Annotated in this window: 14 protein-coding genes; 10 read left to right on the top strand and 4 right to left on the bottom strand. The window is 42.2% G+C overall.

The features are described 5' to 3' along the window. Window positions 1-48 precede the first annotated feature (48 nt). From C5O00_RS13535 to C5O00_RS13525, 3 genes are read left to right on the top strand one after another with little or no spacing between them, the layout of a single operon-like run. A complete protein-coding gene (locus tag C5O00_RS13535; protein WP_105217362.1) occupies window positions 49-2,472 on the top strand; it encodes a zinc-dependent metalloprotease in 2,424 nt (807 codons plus the stop codon). Window positions 2,473-2,483: 11 nt separating this feature from the next. Next, on the top strand, window positions 2,484-3,107 hold the full coding sequence (locus C5O00_RS13530) for a hypothetical protein (RefSeq protein WP_105217361.1): 624 nt from the start codon (window positions 2,484-2,486) through the stop codon (window positions 3,105-3,107). A gap of 6 nt (window positions 3,108-3,113) precedes the next feature. After that, entirely contained in the window at window positions 3,114-4,136 is a 1,023-nt protein-coding gene (locus C5O00_RS13525) for a threonine aldolase family protein (protein ID WP_105217360.1), read from the top strand. 45 nt (window positions 4,137-4,181) lie between these two features. Here the strand turns inward: C5O00_RS13525 and C5O00_RS13520 are convergent, their stop codons facing one another. Next, window positions 4,182-4,502 (bottom strand): YegP family protein, encoded by a 321-nt coding sequence (locus tag C5O00_RS13520; protein WP_105217686.1) that lies wholly within the window; start codon window positions 4,500-4,502, stop codon window positions 4,182-4,184. Window positions 4,503-4,724: 222 nt separating this feature from the next. Here C5O00_RS13520 and C5O00_RS13515 point away from each other — a divergent pair, with 222 nt between their 5' ends. Next, complete coding sequence (locus C5O00_RS13515) at window positions 4,725-5,828, top strand: OmpA family protein (protein WP_105217359.1); 1,104 nt, start codon at window positions 4,725-4,727, stop codon at window positions 5,826-5,828. Between the two features lie 112 nt (window positions 5,829-5,940). Continuing rightward, on the top strand, window positions 5,941-6,390 hold the full coding sequence (locus tag C5O00_RS13510; RefSeq protein ID WP_105217358.1) for a thioredoxin family protein: 450 nt from the start codon (window positions 5,941-5,943) through the stop codon (window positions 6,388-6,390). Between the two features lie 2 nt (window positions 6,391-6,392). Here the strand turns inward: C5O00_RS13510 and C5O00_RS13505 are convergent, their stop codons facing one another. Next, complete coding sequence (locus C5O00_RS13505; protein WP_105217357.1) at window positions 6,393-6,719, bottom strand: YbaB/EbfC family nucleoid-associated protein; 327 nt, start codon at window positions 6,717-6,719, stop codon at window positions 6,393-6,395. A gap of 66 nt (window positions 6,720-6,785) precedes the next feature. Between C5O00_RS13505 and C5O00_RS13500 the strand changes: the two genes are divergently transcribed. The 3 genes from C5O00_RS13500 (at window position 6,786) to capB (ending at window position 11,438) form a co-directional block, all read left to right on the top strand. Beyond that, window positions 6,786-8,924, top strand: coding sequence for a S9 family peptidase (locus C5O00_RS13500; protein ID WP_105217356.1), 2,139 nt, complete (start codon window positions 6,786-6,788; stop codon window positions 8,922-8,924). A 79-nt stretch (window positions 8,925-9,003) separates the two neighbouring features. After that, window positions 9,004-10,041 (top strand): cysteate synthase, encoded by a 1,038-nt coding sequence (gene capA / locus C5O00_RS13495; protein WP_105217355.1) that lies wholly within the window; start codon window positions 9,004-9,006, stop codon window positions 10,039-10,041. A 137-nt stretch (window positions 10,042-10,178) separates the two neighbouring features. Beyond that, window positions 10,179-11,438: a cysteate-C-fatty acyltransferase gene (capB, locus tag C5O00_RS13490; RefSeq protein WP_105217354.1), complete on the top strand. Its 1,260-nt coding sequence runs from the start codon at window positions 10,179-10,181 to the stop codon at window positions 11,436-11,438. A 23-nt stretch (window positions 11,439-11,461) separates the two neighbouring features. On the opposite strand, the gene C5O00_RS13485 is transcribed toward capB, so the two are convergent. Together C5O00_RS13485 and C5O00_RS13480 are read right to left on the bottom strand one after the other, a co-directional pair. Continuing rightward, window positions 11,462-12,580 (bottom strand): GTP cyclohydrolase, encoded by a 1,119-nt coding sequence (locus C5O00_RS13485; RefSeq protein ID WP_105217353.1) that lies wholly within the window; start codon window positions 12,578-12,580, stop codon window positions 11,462-11,464. Between the two features lie 6 nt (window positions 12,581-12,586). Beyond that, entirely contained in the window at window positions 12,587-13,606 is a 1,020-nt protein-coding gene (locus C5O00_RS13480; protein WP_105217352.1) for a transporter, read from the bottom strand. 105 nt (window positions 13,607-13,711) lie between these two features. On the opposite strand from C5O00_RS13480, the gene C5O00_RS13475 reads away from it, so the two are divergent. Both C5O00_RS13475 and C5O00_RS13470 read left to right on the top strand, forming a co-directional pair. Continuing rightward, a complete protein-coding gene (locus tag C5O00_RS13475) occupies window positions 13,712-13,978 on the top strand; it encodes a DUF4834 family protein (protein WP_168175940.1) in 267 nt (88 codons plus the stop codon). Between the two features lie 30 nt (window positions 13,979-14,008). Further along, on the top strand, window positions 14,009-16,453 hold the full coding sequence (locus tag C5O00_RS13470) for a YfhO family protein (RefSeq protein WP_105217351.1): 2,445 nt from the start codon (window positions 14,009-14,011) through the stop codon (window positions 16,451-16,453). The last annotated feature ends 3 nt before the right edge of the window (window positions 16,454-16,456 follow it).

Raw genomic sequence — 16,456 nt, 5'->3', positions numbered from 1 at the left:
GAAGGATTTTTAGTAGTTTAGAGCACTACCCATTTTAAACAGTTAGCTATGAATAAACTACTGCTCAATCTTATCACCTTATCGTGGGTGATGACTGTTTCGGCCCAGTTCCTTTCAGAAAAAAAGAATCTTACTGCTTATGAAGGATTTTTCAATTTCCATTACTCCGATGAAAGCGGGGAGATCTACCTTGAAGTAGATAAACTAGATCACGAATTTCTCTATGTCCATTCTTTACGAACCGGCCTGGGATCGAATGATATAGGCCTGGATCGCGGACAATTGGGTGGGGGAGAAGTAGTTAAGTTTATTAAGAGTGGGAACAAGATATTACTGGTCCAGCCAAATCTTGAATATCGGGCAACTTCGGAAAATGAATTGGAACGCCGATCGATCACAGAGGCCTTTGCAAGGTCGGTGATCTTTGGCTTCCCCATAAAAGAGACAAAAGGTGATACCTATATAATAGATCTTACGCCGTTTTTAATGCAGGATACCCATGGGGTGATCCAACGGTTGAAATCCATGAAGGAGGGAACCTATAAACTGGATGCTTCACGCTCTACTCTTTGGATGGAACGAAGCAAGGCCTTTCCCAAGAATGTGGAGTTTGAGGCTATGCTCACGTATACCGGGACTCCAACAGGATGGAAATTACGATCGGTGGCACCTAATGCCGAGTCGGTTTCTGTGATCCAGCATCATAGTTTTGTTGCCTTACCCGACCCTGGTTATGTGCCGAGAGAATTCGATCCTCGTTCGGGCTCGTACCCTACTACACATCTGGATTATAGCACACCAATCTGGGAGCCCATTAAAAAACGATTTATCATGCGGCATAGATTGGAGAAGAAAGATCCAACAGCTGCAGTAAGCGAAGCTAAAGAACCCATTATTTATTACCTGGATCCGGGAACTCCGGAGCCGGTGCGCTCCGCATTATTAGAAGGTGCGAGTTGGTGGAACGAGGCATTCGAGGAAATAGGATACAAGGACGCCTTCCAGGTGAAAATGCTCCCTGCCGATGCAGATCCCATGGACGTGCGTTACAATGTAATTCAATGGGTACACCGCTCCACCAGGGGCTGGAGCTATGGTTCCACTATAAGCGACCCCCGTACAGGAGAAATTATAAAAGGTCATGTGAGTCTGGGAAGTTTAAGGATACGGCAGGATTTTATGATCGCACAGGCCCTGATGAATAAACCCTTTGCCCTGGGTGACAATAATGTAAAACCCATGCTGGATATGGCCCTGGCACGTATTAGGCAATTATCGGCACATGAGGTAGGTCATACTATAGGGTTTGCACATAATTTTGCCGCGAGTACAAACGATCGCGCCAGTGTTATGGACTATCCACATCCATCCTTTAGCCTTATAAATGGTGAAATTGATTTTAGCAGGGCCTACGCAACGGGGATTGGAGAATGGGATAAGGTTACAGTGGCGTATTCCTACGGAGATGTACCGAATGGAATTTCGGAAAAAGATCATTTAAAAGGGATCCTGGATTCGGCTTTTGCACGGGGACTTCAATTTATAACAGACAGTGATGCAAGGGCGAAAGATGGAGCACATGTTAATGCACACTTATGGGATAATGGGAAAGATGTTACCGCCGAGCTTTTTAATGTGCTCGAGATACGGAAACAGGCTATCCGAAATTTTTCTGTTGATAATATAAGAAAGGGAGAACCTCTAACTGTCCTGGAAGACGTTTTTGTCCCTTTGTATTTCTTTCACCGATATCAAACCGAAGCCGTAGTGAAACTGGTTGGAGGTATGGATTACGATTATAGCCTGAAAGGATATGAGGGTACCACAGCGCATTATCTTTCTCCCGAAGTTCAGCAAAAAGCTTTGGATGCAGTGATGGCGACCCTGGACATTGAACACTTAATGATCCCACAGGATAAATTGAGTTTGTTTCCACCAAGATCCTACGGCTATGGTCGCTCAAGAGAATCGTTTAAGAGCGAAATGGGAGTAGCATTCGATGCGCTTGGAGCTGCGGCCACCAGTGCCGATTTCGCCCTTGAGTTACTGCTAAATGCCGAAAGAGCGAATCGTCTTGTCCAGCAGAAGGCCCTGGACCCGGGTAATATTGGATTTGACGATGTACTTAATAGGTTATCCCCGTTATTGTTGTACAATGCTAAGTCTTCGGTAGGATATACAAACGAACTAAAGCATACCTTGCAGTTTACTACGCTTAACAGGCTATTTTCGTTGCTGGCGAATAATAAAGCGCTGCCTCAGGTGAAGGGAATGATAAATGAGAAATTGGATGCAGTGATGGATTACCAGCAAAAGCTGGCGAAGAAAATGAAAGTTGAAAAAACAGAAGTTATGCGAATGATAGAAAAATTTCGTGATGATCCGGAAGAATATAAAATTAGCTCTGTTCCCGATATTCCGGATGGGAGCCCGATTGGTATGGACTGCTCAGGGCCGAATTTTAACCATTAAAACCTTACAAAATGAAAAAATTATTCCTATTGATTTGTTTTATAGCCGGGCTGCAATTAAGTGCTCAAAATGATGAAGCCTTTGTGAACGAGCAGGTTACCCAATTTACAGGTAAACTGGAGAGCAGGGGGATAAGTCAATGGTTCACCACCAAACGGTTTTGTTTAGGAAGCATCGAAATGTTTCAAATGGAAAATGGCAGAATGTGTACTTCAAGAGGTACCTATTACGAGGTGTATGTGGTCTGGGAAGAAGAGGGGACGACTATGCTTAAAAAAATAGACAATTGTGGGTTGTTTTATTCCATACCGTTAAAGACTAATGAGCTAACCGAATTTGTTACCGCTAATTTTACCGATCTTGAACAGAACTCGGTAAGGCCTTATAAAGCGGTGAACATTACGGGGAAACCGGAATCCAGAACCGAGGTCCATGCATGTAGAAGGGCGTATACCTTCAGAAAAAATGGAGCAGAATTTCAACAGGCGTTTAAGATGTACGACCTCACCACATCCGATAAGAACCCTAACACAAATTTCGAGTACAACAACGCTCTTAAAATTATCTCACTCGATCGCAAACTGGATGCGATCATAGACAATTTGCAGACAAAATTTAAAAGACAAAAACAGTAATTCCTAATGATAACAGACCTGCGAAGTGATACGGTTACAAGACCGTCTCCCGGGATGCTGGATGCGATTATGCACGCCAAAACCGGTGATGATGTTTACAAAGAAGATCCCACGGTAAACGAATTGGAACAAAGAATGTCTGCCTTGTTCGGGATGGATGATGCACTTTTTTTCCCTTCAGGGAGTATGGCCAACCAGGCCGCAATAAAATTACACACCAACCCTGGGGAACAGCTTATATGTGACAAATGGGCCCATGTGTATCATTACGAAGGCGGGGGCGTATCTTTTAACAGTGGTGTTAGCTGTAAGCTGGTGGACGGAGATCGAGGCATGATCACTGCCAGCCAGGTGGAAGAATCTATAAATCCTCCCGATTTTTATCACAGTCCGCTCACTTCCCTGGTGTGCCTTGAAAATACTACAAACAAAGGGGGAGGGGCTTGCTACGAACTTGAGACTATAAAAGAGATTAGTAAAGTATGTGACAAATATGGCTTGGGATTACACCTGGACGGGGCCCGATTGATGAATGCTGTTATTGCCAAAAAGCAGCAACCTATCGAATTTGGTAAATATGCCGATACGATCTCTGTATGTTTCAGTAAAGGTTTAGGCGCTCCCCTGGGCACCGTACTGGTTGGAAAAAAAGGGATAATGGAAAATGCCATAAGAGTTCGAAAGGTACTTGGTGGTGGTATGCGACAGGTGGGCTTTATGGCTGCGGCTGGTATTTACGCTTTAGACAATAACGTAGAACGTCTGGAAGAAGATCATAGGAGAGCGAAGGAGATTTCGGAAGTTCTTAGATCGAGACCCTATATTAATAAGGTAGAACCTACCGAGACGAATATTGTTATCTTCTATTTAGCAGAACGCGTTTCAGAAGAAAATTTTATAAGTGATCTGCAGAGGAAAAACATACTAATTAGCAATATGGGGCATGGAAAATTAAGGATTGTAACACACCTGGATTATACAGAAGATATGCATGCACATTTTCTGGAAGTACTTCAGAATTACGAATAAAAAAACCCCTCAAAGGAGGGGTTTGATCTTTTCATTGTTTAACGGTTATTCTACTTCCTTAACCTTGGCTCCGGGAGCATTCTTCTTTACAGATTCAATACCGTTGTTCATTCCGCTTTCACCTGCATACATTTGGCTGCTACCAACGATCTGTCCATTAGTAGATTTTAAGTTGAAATGAAACTTACCATTTTTGGCAGTTTTCTTTTCATACAATTTATCGTCACCACAATTTTTCTTAACAGATTCTATACCGTTCATAGCACTCGACTTTGAAGCGTACATCTGGCTGGAAAGGATTACCTGGCCATTACCGGCCTTCAATACGAAGTGATATTTGTCTCCGCTTTGCTTTAATTCAAACATGTTTTTTTGTTTAGAGATTATACTTGTTAACGAATTATAAATATCTGAAAAAAAATCGATTAAAAAAAAGACGAACGTCCTAAGTTTCTCGATAAAAGGCACTTTTAATCGTGATTACGATGCGGGTAGTCGAAAAGCAATTTTCGGGTTTTAATATGACCGTTAGTTATCAATAGATTTGCCACATAAACCATTAAATAACACTATTTAAACATCAACACTATGAAGAAATTATTTCTTTTAGGCCTTTCAATGTTAGTTGCTTCAGCAACCTTTGCACAGGACCTTCCAACTAACCCGGAACCGGGTAAATGTTATGTACGTTGTACAACACCAGACGTATATGTAAATGAGACCGTACAGGTAATGACCAAGCCGGCGTACAAGAAGCTACGCACCGTACCTGCCAAATACGAAACTGTTACTGAAAGAGTAATGGTGAAAGCTCCCGGGAAAAGATTAAGAGTTATTCCTGAAAAATGGGGAACAGAAACAGTGACCTATGTAAAGAAACAAGCCGGATCTGCCTTAAGCGTAAGCCCAGCTTCTTTTACAAGTGATGCTGAAACACTTGAGATCAAACCTGCTTTTGCACAATGGGAACTTGGTTCCCCTGCACCGGATTGTGCATCTTCTAACCCAAATGACTGCCGTTACTGGTGTTATAAGGGATACCCTGCCGAATATACCACTGTATCTGTTACACGTTTGGCAAATGACGCTTCTGCAAATCGTTCAACGGTACCGGAACAAATGGGATCGTTTACAAAGCGTGTAGTTACCGAGCCTGCAAGAGTTGTTGAGGAAGAAGTTCCGGCAGAATATGCAAACATTACTAAAACCGTTTTAGTAAAGGATGCTGAAGTTATTGAAGAAACTGTACCTGCTGTGTACAAAACAGTAACAAAAGAGGTTCTTAAAACTAAAGGTGGACTTACCACATGGAAAGAAGTAGAGTGCGAATTGGTTGAGTACCAAGCCCTACCTATTAACTGGAACCTGGGAAGTGCAACCCTTACTCCACAAGCTAAAAACCTTATCGATACCAGACTAATGCCGGTATTGGCTCAGAATCCAGGTGTAAAACTAGAGATTGCATCGCATACAGATTCAAGAGGAAGCAGTACTTCAAATCAGGATCTTTCTGAAAGAAGAGCTCAGGCTGTAGTTAATTACCTTCAGTCTAAAGGTGTTAATCCTAGCCTTCTTGTAGCCAACGGTTACGGTGAGAACAGATTGAAGAATCGTTGTTCAGACGGCGTATCATGTACAGAACGTGAGCATGCTGCAAACCGTAGAACAGAATTCAGATTGATCAATAATTAATTGATTAACAAACCATCAACGTTGTTAAAAAGGATTCCCTTAATTTGGGAATCCTTTTTTTTTAGTGCATATTTGGCATGAAAAGTGTGTCTCAAATCATAAATTTTCGGTCATGAAATATCTTTTGATTATTGCTTTTCTGGGATTATCTACAAGTACCTACGCCCAGGATAATGATATGTTCCTCAACTGGTTAACTAATGTTGAGGAAGCACAGAAAGTTTCAAAAAAAACGAATAAGCCTATTTTACTGTACTTTACGGGCAGTGACTGGTGCTCCCCTTGTAAAATGCTGAAAAAGGATTTTTTCGACAGTGAGGAATTTAGGAAGAAGAGTGAGGAATTTGTGCTGGTAATGATCGATTATCCACGTAGAACAGATATAATCACCCCGGAGCAGTTTGCCTATAACAAATCTATTGTAGCGAAATTAAATCGCAGCCGAACCTTCCCTAAGTTATTGATACTCAATCATAATGGAAAACCTCAGGACGAGATATCAGGTTACAGTTCGCTTCGCGATACCAGCAATCACTTTGCCTTCTTAAACAGGAATATTTAATATTATTTAAAGAGTTGGTCCATACCTGGAATGTTAGGCATGCCTTCCTTTGCCACCGCAGCTAGCTCGGTTTCGTTTACCTTACTCGCTTTTTCGATCGCCTTATTAAGATTGATGATAAGATAATCTTCCAACTGTTCCTTGTCATTCAACAAACTGTTATCCACTTCAATGGATTTTATCTCTCTGTTGGCAGTTAGTGTTATTTTAAGTAATCCATCACTACTGGCCTGGTCTATTAGTACCGTATCCAGTCTTTTTTTGGTGGCTTCCACCTTGGCCTGGGTTTCCTTTAACTTACCCATCATTCCCATTAAATCTCCAAACATAGCATTGTCTTTTTTAGTTGATTGCAAATTTAGTATTTTGTGCGACTATAAATCAACGTAAATGAGATGAAATATTATACCATTGTTTGTATGGCTTCTATTATTTTTGCGACTTCGTGCGACATGAAGAATGATACTAAAAAGAATATGGATATAAAGCCTCCGAAGGCAGAAAAAATTGCTAAGAATCTTGAAAAACACGGGGATGTACGCGTAGATGAGTATTATTGGCTGAATCAGAAGGATGACCCTGAAGTTATAGATTACCTGGAGCGGGAAAACGATTACTACGCCAAGATGACGGCTCATACAGACGACCTGAAAGAGGATCTGTTCGAGGAAATGAAGAGCCGGATCAAAGAAGACGACGAGTCGGTTCCTTATTTTTACAACGGTTACTATTACATTACCCGCTACGAAAAAGGGAAGGACTATCCCGTGTACACTCGCAAGAAAGACTCGTTGAATGCGAAAGAGGAGATACTTTTCAATGTAAATGAAATGGCCGAAGGCTATTCGTTTTACAATCTAAGAGGCATCAATGTGAGTCCGGACAATAAATGGGCGGCATTTGGTGTGGACACGCTTAGCAGGAGAAAGTACAATATTCATATTAAAAACCTTGAGACCGGAGAAGTCCTCGATGAAGTGATCCCTTTAACAACGGGCAGTTCTACCTGGGCCAATGACAATAAAACCTTGTTTTATACACGTAAGGATGAACAGACGCTTCGTTCTTCCATGATCTACAAACATGTGCGCGGTACAGATTTCGATAAGGACGTGCTCATTTACAACGAAGAAGATGAAACTTTCGGGACCTACGTATACAAGACAAAGTCTGATAAATACCTGGTTATTGGAAGTTATAGTACACTTACCAACGAGTTCAGAATATTAGATGCAAACAAACCCGAGGGGAAATTTAAAGTTTTCCAGCCAAGAGTACGCGGACTCGAATACAACTTAAGTCATTTTGGCGATCACTTTTATATTTTAACCAATAAAGACGAAGCCAGTAATTTTAAACTGATGAAGACCCCGGAAACTGCAACCGGGATGGAGAACTGGGTAGATGTGATCCCGCACAGGGAAGATGTTTTGCTGGAAGATGTCGACATCTTTAAGGACTACCTTGTGGTGAGCGAACGTAATAACGGCTTAAATAAAATTAAGGTTATGCCCTGGGACTCTGGAGAGGAGGCTTATTATTTGCCTTTCGACAATGAGACCTATACCGCCTATACCATGCAAAATCCCGAGTTTAATACCAGGAAATTGCGGTATGGGTATAATTCTCTTACTACCCCGGCTTCCGTCATAGATTTCGACATGGAAACCCGTACAATGGAAGTGAAGAAGGAAGTTGAGGTATTGGGTGGTAAATTCGATAAAAATAACTACGAGAGTAAACGATTATGGGCTACGGCGGCCGATGGTACCAAGATCCCGGTTTCCATGGTATATCGAAAAGGAATGAAGCAGGATGGTAGTAATCCCTTGCTTTTATACGGATATGGATCGTATGGATCCACTATCGACCCTTATTTTTCTACCACCCGTTTAAGTTTACTGGACCGCGGGTTTATATTTGCAATTGCACATGTGAGAGGAAGTGAGTACCTGGGAAGACAATGGTATGAAGACGGTAAATTACTGAAGAAAAGGAATACGTTTACCGATTTTGTGGATGTTTCTAAGTTTTTAATTTCTGAAAAATATACCTCCCCGAAGCATATGTATGCCTCCGGAGGATCGGCAGGAGGACTTCTAATGGGTGCTATCTTGAATCTTTCTCCCGAAACCTATAACGGGGTTTTAGCATCGGTGCCATTTGTTGATGTGGTTACCACCATGCTGGACGATAGCATTCCACTTACCACTGCAGAGTACGATGAATGGGGAAATCCCAACGAAAAGGAGTATTACGACTATATGAAATCGTATTCACCCTATGATAATGTTCGGAAAGTAGCTTATCCCAATATTTTTGTTACAACCGGATATCACGATTCCCAGGTTCAGTATTGGGAACCTGCAAAATGGGTGGCAAAATTACGTGAATACAATACCGGAAATTCGGTGATCTTGTTCCACACCAATATGGAAGCAGGTCATGGTGGGGCTTCCGGAAGGTTTGAGGCCTTAAAGGAAACGGCGATGGACTATGCATTTTTACTTAGTCTTGAAGGAATAACAGACTAATTAAAATTTTTGCCGTACCTTTGGCCCGTTCAGGAAATGTATGGTTTTACCCTGCATTCAACTAACAAAACCTCTCTTTATGAAAGAAGCTATTAAGGCCCATGAAAATGTGTTGGAGTTAATTGGTAACACACCACTAATAAAGCTCAATCACATTACAAAAGGCATGAAAGGCAACTACTTTGCTAAAGTAGAAGCGTTTAATCCAGGACATTCTGCAAAAGACCGTATCGCATTATACATTATCGAAAAAGCCGAAAAGGAAGGAATTCTCACTCCCGGTGATACAATAATTGAAACCACTAGTGGTAACACTGGGTTTAGTATCGCTATGGTGAGTATTTTGAAGGGCTACAAGTGTATTCTTGCGGTGAGTTCTAAATCTTCAGACGATAAGATCGATATGCTGAAAAGCATGGGAGCTCAGGTGTATGTATGTCCGGCTAACGTTGCGGCCGATGACCCGCGTTCTTATTATGAAGTGGCAAAACGCCTGCATAACGAGATCGCAGGATCTGTATATATCAATCAATATTTCAATACCCTTAATATAGATGCCCACTATCACACCACCGGCCCGGAGATCTGGGATCAAACCGGAGGGCAGATCACACACCTGGTAGCCTGTAGTGGTACCGGTGGAACAATTTCGGGGATATCACGCTATTTGAAAGAACAAAACCCCGATGTGCAGGTTATTGGGATCGACGCCTATGGTTCGGTACTTCAGAAATATCACGAAACACGAGAATTCGATAAAAACGAGATCTATCCGTACCGTATTGAAGGCCTTGGAAAGAACTTAGTGCCATCTGCTACCGACTTTGACAGTATTGACAGATTTGTGAAGGTAACAGACGAACAAAGTGCACTTACGGCCAGAGAACTGGCAAAAACTGAAGGATTATTTGTAGGATACACCAGTGGTGCTGCCATGCAGGGCCTCAAACAACTTGAAGAAGAAGGTGTATTTACAGAAGATAGCAATATTGTTGTGATCTTCCCAGATCACGGATCGCGCTATATGAGTAAGATCTATAGCGACGAATGGATGGAAAAGCAAGGATTCGGAGAAATGACGGGTTCGGAAATGCTCAATATTCAGTATGTAAAATAACATTGCAACCAATAAATATAAAGTCATCTGTTTCAGGCAGATGACTTTTTTTATACCAAATTACTTCGACAAAAAGTATATGGATATCATGATTTATTTAACTAATTTTGTCGCGTTATTAAAACTCTAGATTATTGATGAAAGATCTATTTGAAAAAATTTACAAAGACAAAGGACCTTTAGGCAAATGGGCGGAGCAGGCCGAAGGTTATTTTGTATTTCCTAAACTGGAAGGCCCTATAGGGAATAGAATGATTTTTAACGGGAAAGAGGTGATCACCTGGAGTGTGAACGACTATCTCGGTCTAGCAAATCATCCTGAAGTTAGAAAAGTAGATGCCGAAGCAGCTGCACAATATGGTTCGGCTTATCCCATGGGGGCTCGAATGATGAGTGGTCATACAGATCTTCATGAACAACTTCAGAAAGAACTTGCCGCCTTCGTAAATAAAGAAGCCGCATATTTACTCAATTTTGGTTACCAGGGAATGGTATCCACCATTGATGCTCTTGTTTCCAAAGATGACGTAATAGTTTACGATGTAGATGCTCACGCTTGTATAATCGATGGAGTGCGTTTACACCTGGGGCAGCGTTTTACGTACAAGCACAACGATATGGAAAGTATCGAAAAGAACCTGAAACGTGCCGAAAAAGTTGCTAATAAGACGGGTGGAGGAATTTTATTGATCTCTGAAGGTGTTTTTGGTATGCGAGGCGAGCAGGGGAAACTCAAAGAGATCGTGGGACTTAAGAAAAAGTATAATTTCCGATTGTTCGTAGACGATGCGCATGGATTTGGTACCCTTGGGAAAACCGGCGCAGGAGCGGGTGAAGAGCAAGGTGTACAGGATGATATCGATGTATATTTTGCAACCTTTGCGAAATCTATGGCCAGCACAGGAGCTTTTATTGCAGGTGATGAGGAGATCATCAATTACCTTAAATACAACCTGCGTTCTCAAATGTTTGCGAAATCCTTGCAGATGCAATTGGTGGTTGGAGCTCTAAAGCGACTGGATATGATCCGTACCAGCACCAAACTGAAGGATAAACTATGGGAAAATGTAAATGCCCTTCAAGGCGGCCTTAGGGAGCGTGGTTTCGATTTGGGAACCACCCAAAGCTGCGTAACTCCGGTCTACCTGAAAGGTAGCATCCCGGAAGCGATGGCCTTGGTAAAAGACCTAAGGGAAAATTACGGTGTATTTTGTTCGATTGTGGTGTATCCTGTAATTCCGAAGGGATTGATTCTACTTCGAATGATCCCAACCGCGTCTCATACAACAGAAGATATCAATGAAACCCTGGAGGCGTTCTCGGCTATTCGCGAACGACTGGAAAACGGTACGTATAAGCGATTGTCTGCCGCTGTTGCTGCCGCTATGGGTGAGTAATCGATCGTATTCCTGTAACTTATTTAAAGGTCTATACGGAAGGTACTGCGTTCCTTGTGCTGAACGGGATCGTAGTCTTTCCAAAGTAACTGGACAGCTGTATTCTCTATCAATTCGGGATTGGTTTCAACGGTGTTTATACCTTTCGAATTAAATAAATACTGCATCTCTTCGAAGATGATGGCAGTGACACCTTTCCCCTGATATTCGGGATCGATCCCAATGAGATAAAACGCCGCCAGGTCATTTTTCTTTTGTGCCTGGAGTATATGCCACCAACCCATGGGTAGCAGCTTTCCATTGGCTTTTTTCAACGCTTTGCTAAACGAAGGCATTACTACCGAAAACGCGATGAGCTTCCCTTCTTTATCCTTGATACAGGTGATGTAATCCGGATGTATAAAACTGAAGTACTTTTCTTTATAATAATCTATTTGATATTGCTGAATTGGGACAAAGGTCTGTAAGGTATTATAGGTTTTATTCAACAGATCGAACATGCTATCCACGTAGGGAAGGATCTCTTTTTTATTCTTGAATCTGATCACCGAAAGTCCGTAACGCTGCTTTACAATTCCCGAAAATTTTGCCACCTTGTCCTTTATTTCTGGCGGAATTTTAAGTCGGAACTCAACCCAGGTAGCCTGTTTTTTAAATCCTAGCTTTTCAAAATGTTCGGCGTAATAAGGGTGATGGTACCAGGTGATCATGGTATTCATCTCTTCGAATCCCCTGGTAAGAATCCCAGCCTTTTCCATGTTCGAAAACCCAACCGGGCCTTCGGCATATTCCAGATCGAGCTCTTTGCCTTTTTCATATACCTTCTCCAATAATGCTTTGGTAACTTCTAAATCGTCTATTACATCAAACCAGCCGAAACGTACTTTTTTCTTGCCTTGTTCATTAATTTCGAGGTGATTCACTATAACAGCGATCCTACCGGCAAGTTCTCCGTTTTTTGAAGCCAGGTAGTAGGTGGCTTCAGCATTTTTAGCAACCGGATTACGCGAAAGATCCAGGGTTTCCATCTCATCTTTTATAAGCGGAGGAACCCAGTATTTATTATTCTTGTAGAGCTTAAACGGAAAGGTTACAAACTTCTTCAGCTCTTTTTTGGTGGTTACTTGAGTAATTTCGATCATACACTATTAAAATTGGAGTCCGCCTCCATCCCCGTCATCTTCGATAAAATCATCTTTACGCTTTCTTTCTCTTTTTTTCTTTTGTTTTTTATTTCCTTTTTCCGCTTTCCTTTTCTTTCTTCCCTGGGCTCCTTTTTCTTCTATGTATTCATCCTGGTCGTGCATATCGAATCGATAGGCTACGCCAATCCTGCCATAGAAAAGGGAAGGAGTGTCTTTAAAATTCAAGGTGATCGAGGCATCCACATGGAGATCCGGAGTGATCAATGCCGCTGCACCTCCACGAAATAACTGGTCTGCATAAAAATCGCTCTTAAATCCCTGGTTCTCTACGAAAATAGAGAAATAATCGTTGGTGGCGTGGGTAAGAGTTAAAATATAACCATAGGTAGGAAAATCTGTAGTTACCCTGTCTACGATTATATTGGTAACAAACACAAAACCACCAATCCAGTTGTTTTGGGTGGACACGACTAGTTTCGGACTAATAGTCGATTCGGCCTCCGGGGTGAACGGATTATCGGCAAAATCGAAGTTGGCCCCAGCATATACCGAAACCGCCGGAATTAGATCTGCCCATTGAAATTTATTATTGGCCTTCCAACTGTATAGATTGGGCCCTTTCTCTTCCATTTTCCGATAAGGATCATAGATCAAATACTTGGCGCCAAGGGTATTGCTTCGGAAATTACTCTGCTTATATTCAAGGGGTACTGCTCCTCTTTCATCGGTTACATTGTGCATTTCGAAGCTTCCAATAAGGCTTACTTCCAGCTCCTCCCTGAAAAATCCATAGCGAGCGCTGTAATCGATGGCAAATACGCTGGTTTCGGTATCCAGGAGGCTGTGTTTTTCTTTCCCATAGCTCATACCACTTTCAAACTGCAGTACGTTCTTCCCCACAGAAAATGCTCCCTGGGAAACCCCGGGTCGATTGGTGTTGATCATGTCTGTATATTGTGCAGAAACACTTCCGAAACTTATAATGAAGAACGCTGTGAGAAACAGGATTTTAATTCGGGTCATGGATATGGGTTTAGTTCAAAGATATATTATTTTATCATTTATTTAATAGTTGATTTTCGTCTTTTTGTGCTTCAATATGTACTTTTGAAACGTATACAAGATTCTATGATCACATTTTTGAAAACGGTTTTAATTATACTTCTGGTATATATGGGGTTAAAGTTTCTCCTGAAACTACTTAAACCTTATATAATGAGGTATATAGCCAAGAAAGCCGGGAAACAATTCGAACAAGCCTTCGGTGCAAATCCGTTTCAGCAGGAACCAACTCGCGAGAAGGAGGGAAGTATAAGCATCGATAAAATTCCAACCCAAAAAAGAAAGACCACATCTACCGTGGGCGAGTATGTAGATTACGAAGAAATTGATTAATTTTCATCCTTCTTAACATACTCCTGTTTTATGCAACAATTAAAGGGTTTTCTACCCCATCTTATCGTATTAGTTCTTTTTCTTGTGGCCTCACTGGCCTATTTTAATCCGGTACTTCAGGGTAAGAAGATCTATCAGAGCGATATTGTACAATACACCGGGATGGCCAAGCAACAAAACGATTTTCGCGAAGCCACAGGGGAGGAAACCTACTGGACCAATTCTGCCTTTGGTGGTATGCCTACCTACCAGCTTGGCGCTAAATATCCCTATAACTACATAAAGAAACTCGATCTTACCTTGAGATTCTTACCTCGCCCGGCAGATTATCTATTCCTATATTTTATTTCCATTTACATACTATTTCTGGTGCTGAAAGTAGATTACAGGCTGGCTTTCCTGGGAGCCCTGGCCTTCGGATTTTCCACCTATCTTATTATAATTCTTGGGGTAGGACATAATGCCAAGGCACATGCAATTGCTTATATGCCGTTAGTTCTAAGCGGAATTATCCTCACCTTTCGGGGTAAATACCTTTGGGGTTTTTTACTCACTACCGTGGCCCTGGCCCTGGAACTGGTTGCCAACCACTTTCAGATGACCTACTACCTCATGCTGCTGGTGCTATGCTTAGGAGTGGCTTATCTTATCGATGCCTATAGAAAAAAACTGCTTCCACATTTTTTTAAATCGGTAGCCATCATGCTACTTGGGGTTTTTATTGCCCTGGGATTAAATGCCACCAATATACTGGCCACCAAAGAATATGCAGATACGTCTACCCGTGGAAAAAGCGAACTCACCATTTCACCCGATGGCAGCGAAAAGAAAAGTGGAGATGGTTTGAGCTACGAGTATATTACCGAATATAGCTACGGTAGGTTAGAAACCTTTAATTTATTTATCCCCAGATTCATGGGGGGTGGCAGTAGTGAACCGCTACCCGACAACGGGGAAACTCTGGACGAATTGATGAAATTGGGGGCCTCGCCCCAAGAAGCGAGGGAGATCCTTAAACAACTACCTGTGTATTGGGGAGATCAGCCCATAGTAGCTGCGCCAGCCTATATTGGTGCGATCATGATCTTTCTTGCCGTCCTGGCATTATTTCTGGTGAAAGGCAGGTTAAAATGGTGGATCCTATCGGCTTTTATTCTCAGCCTATTACTATCATGGGGTAAGAATTTTCATTTCCTAACTCAATTCTTTATCGATTATATACCCCTCTATGATAAATTCAGGGCGGTATCGTCCATACAAGTTATTATCGAGTTGGTTATCCCCATATTGGCCATTGTAGGACTCCATCAGTACTTCAACGATTTTGTAAGTCCCGAAAAGCGAAAAAAAGCACTATTGTGGGCAACGGGGATCGTTGGCGGACTGGCGGTGGTTTTCCTCCTGTTCAAATCGGCGATTCCCGGACTAGATTTCGCGAGTCCGTACGATCAGGAACTACGAGATCAATTGGGAACGCCCCTGGTAGAAGCCATTCGCGAGGACCGGGCATCCCTTTTTATTACCGATACCATTCGATCCCTGGCCTTTGTATTACTGGCAGCTGCGGTATTATGGTTTTTTCTGAAAGATAAGCTCAAACAAAACACGGTGATCGCCTTATTAGCCCTATTGATCGTGGTTGATCTGGTTGGGGTAGACTGGCGATATGTAAATAACGATGATTTTGTGAACGCCCGAATTATGGACCAGCCGTTTCAGAAGAGTCCGGCAGATTTACAGATCCTTGAAGATGACGGATATTTTAGGGTGTACGATATCACCACCAATCCATTCAGCAGTGGAAGGGCCAGCTATTTCCATAATGCCCTGGGCGGATATCACGCCGCTAAACCGGGAAGGGTACAGGATCTGGATGATTTTTATTTAGCTGAAGGCGATATAGGGATCCTCAATATGATGAACGTACGTTACATTATTGGACAGAGTCCCAACGGTGGTCCTGTAGCTCAGCGGAACCCTTTTGCGAACGGGAACGCGTGGTTTGTAGAAAATATACTTCTAGCCGAAAATGCCAATGAGGAATTACTGTTACTCGATAGCCTGGACACTAAACGAACGGTCGTGGTTCATAAAGAATTTCAGGATAAATTACCTCTTGAAAATATAGTGCGGGATTCTACAGCAACCATAGACCTTACCCAATATAAGCCTAATCACCTGGTGTATGAGAGTTCCTCTACTTCACCGCAACTGGCGGTCTTCTCGGAGGTGTATTACCCCAAAGGGTGGAATGCCTACATTGATGGGCAACCGGCAGAGTATATCCGTGCAAACTATGTATTGCGTGCCATGCCTGTCCCGGCAGGAAATCATAAAATAGAATTTAAGTTCGAACCCACAGTGATCAAGACCGGCGGGACCATAGCCCTGGTTAGTTTTGTAATATTACTGGTGGTTCTGTTTGGCGGATTATGGTATAAGCGCAGACAGGAAAGTAAGGTTGCCGAAGAATAACCA

The sequence above is a fragment of the Pukyongia salina genome, from assembly GCF_002966125.1.
Taxonomy (GTDB): domain Bacteria; phylum Bacteroidota; class Bacteroidia; order Flavobacteriales; family Flavobacteriaceae; genus Pukyongia; species Pukyongia salina.
Note: the sequence above shows the minus strand (reverse complement) of the source record. Positions and strands in the feature narration are given on the sequence as shown.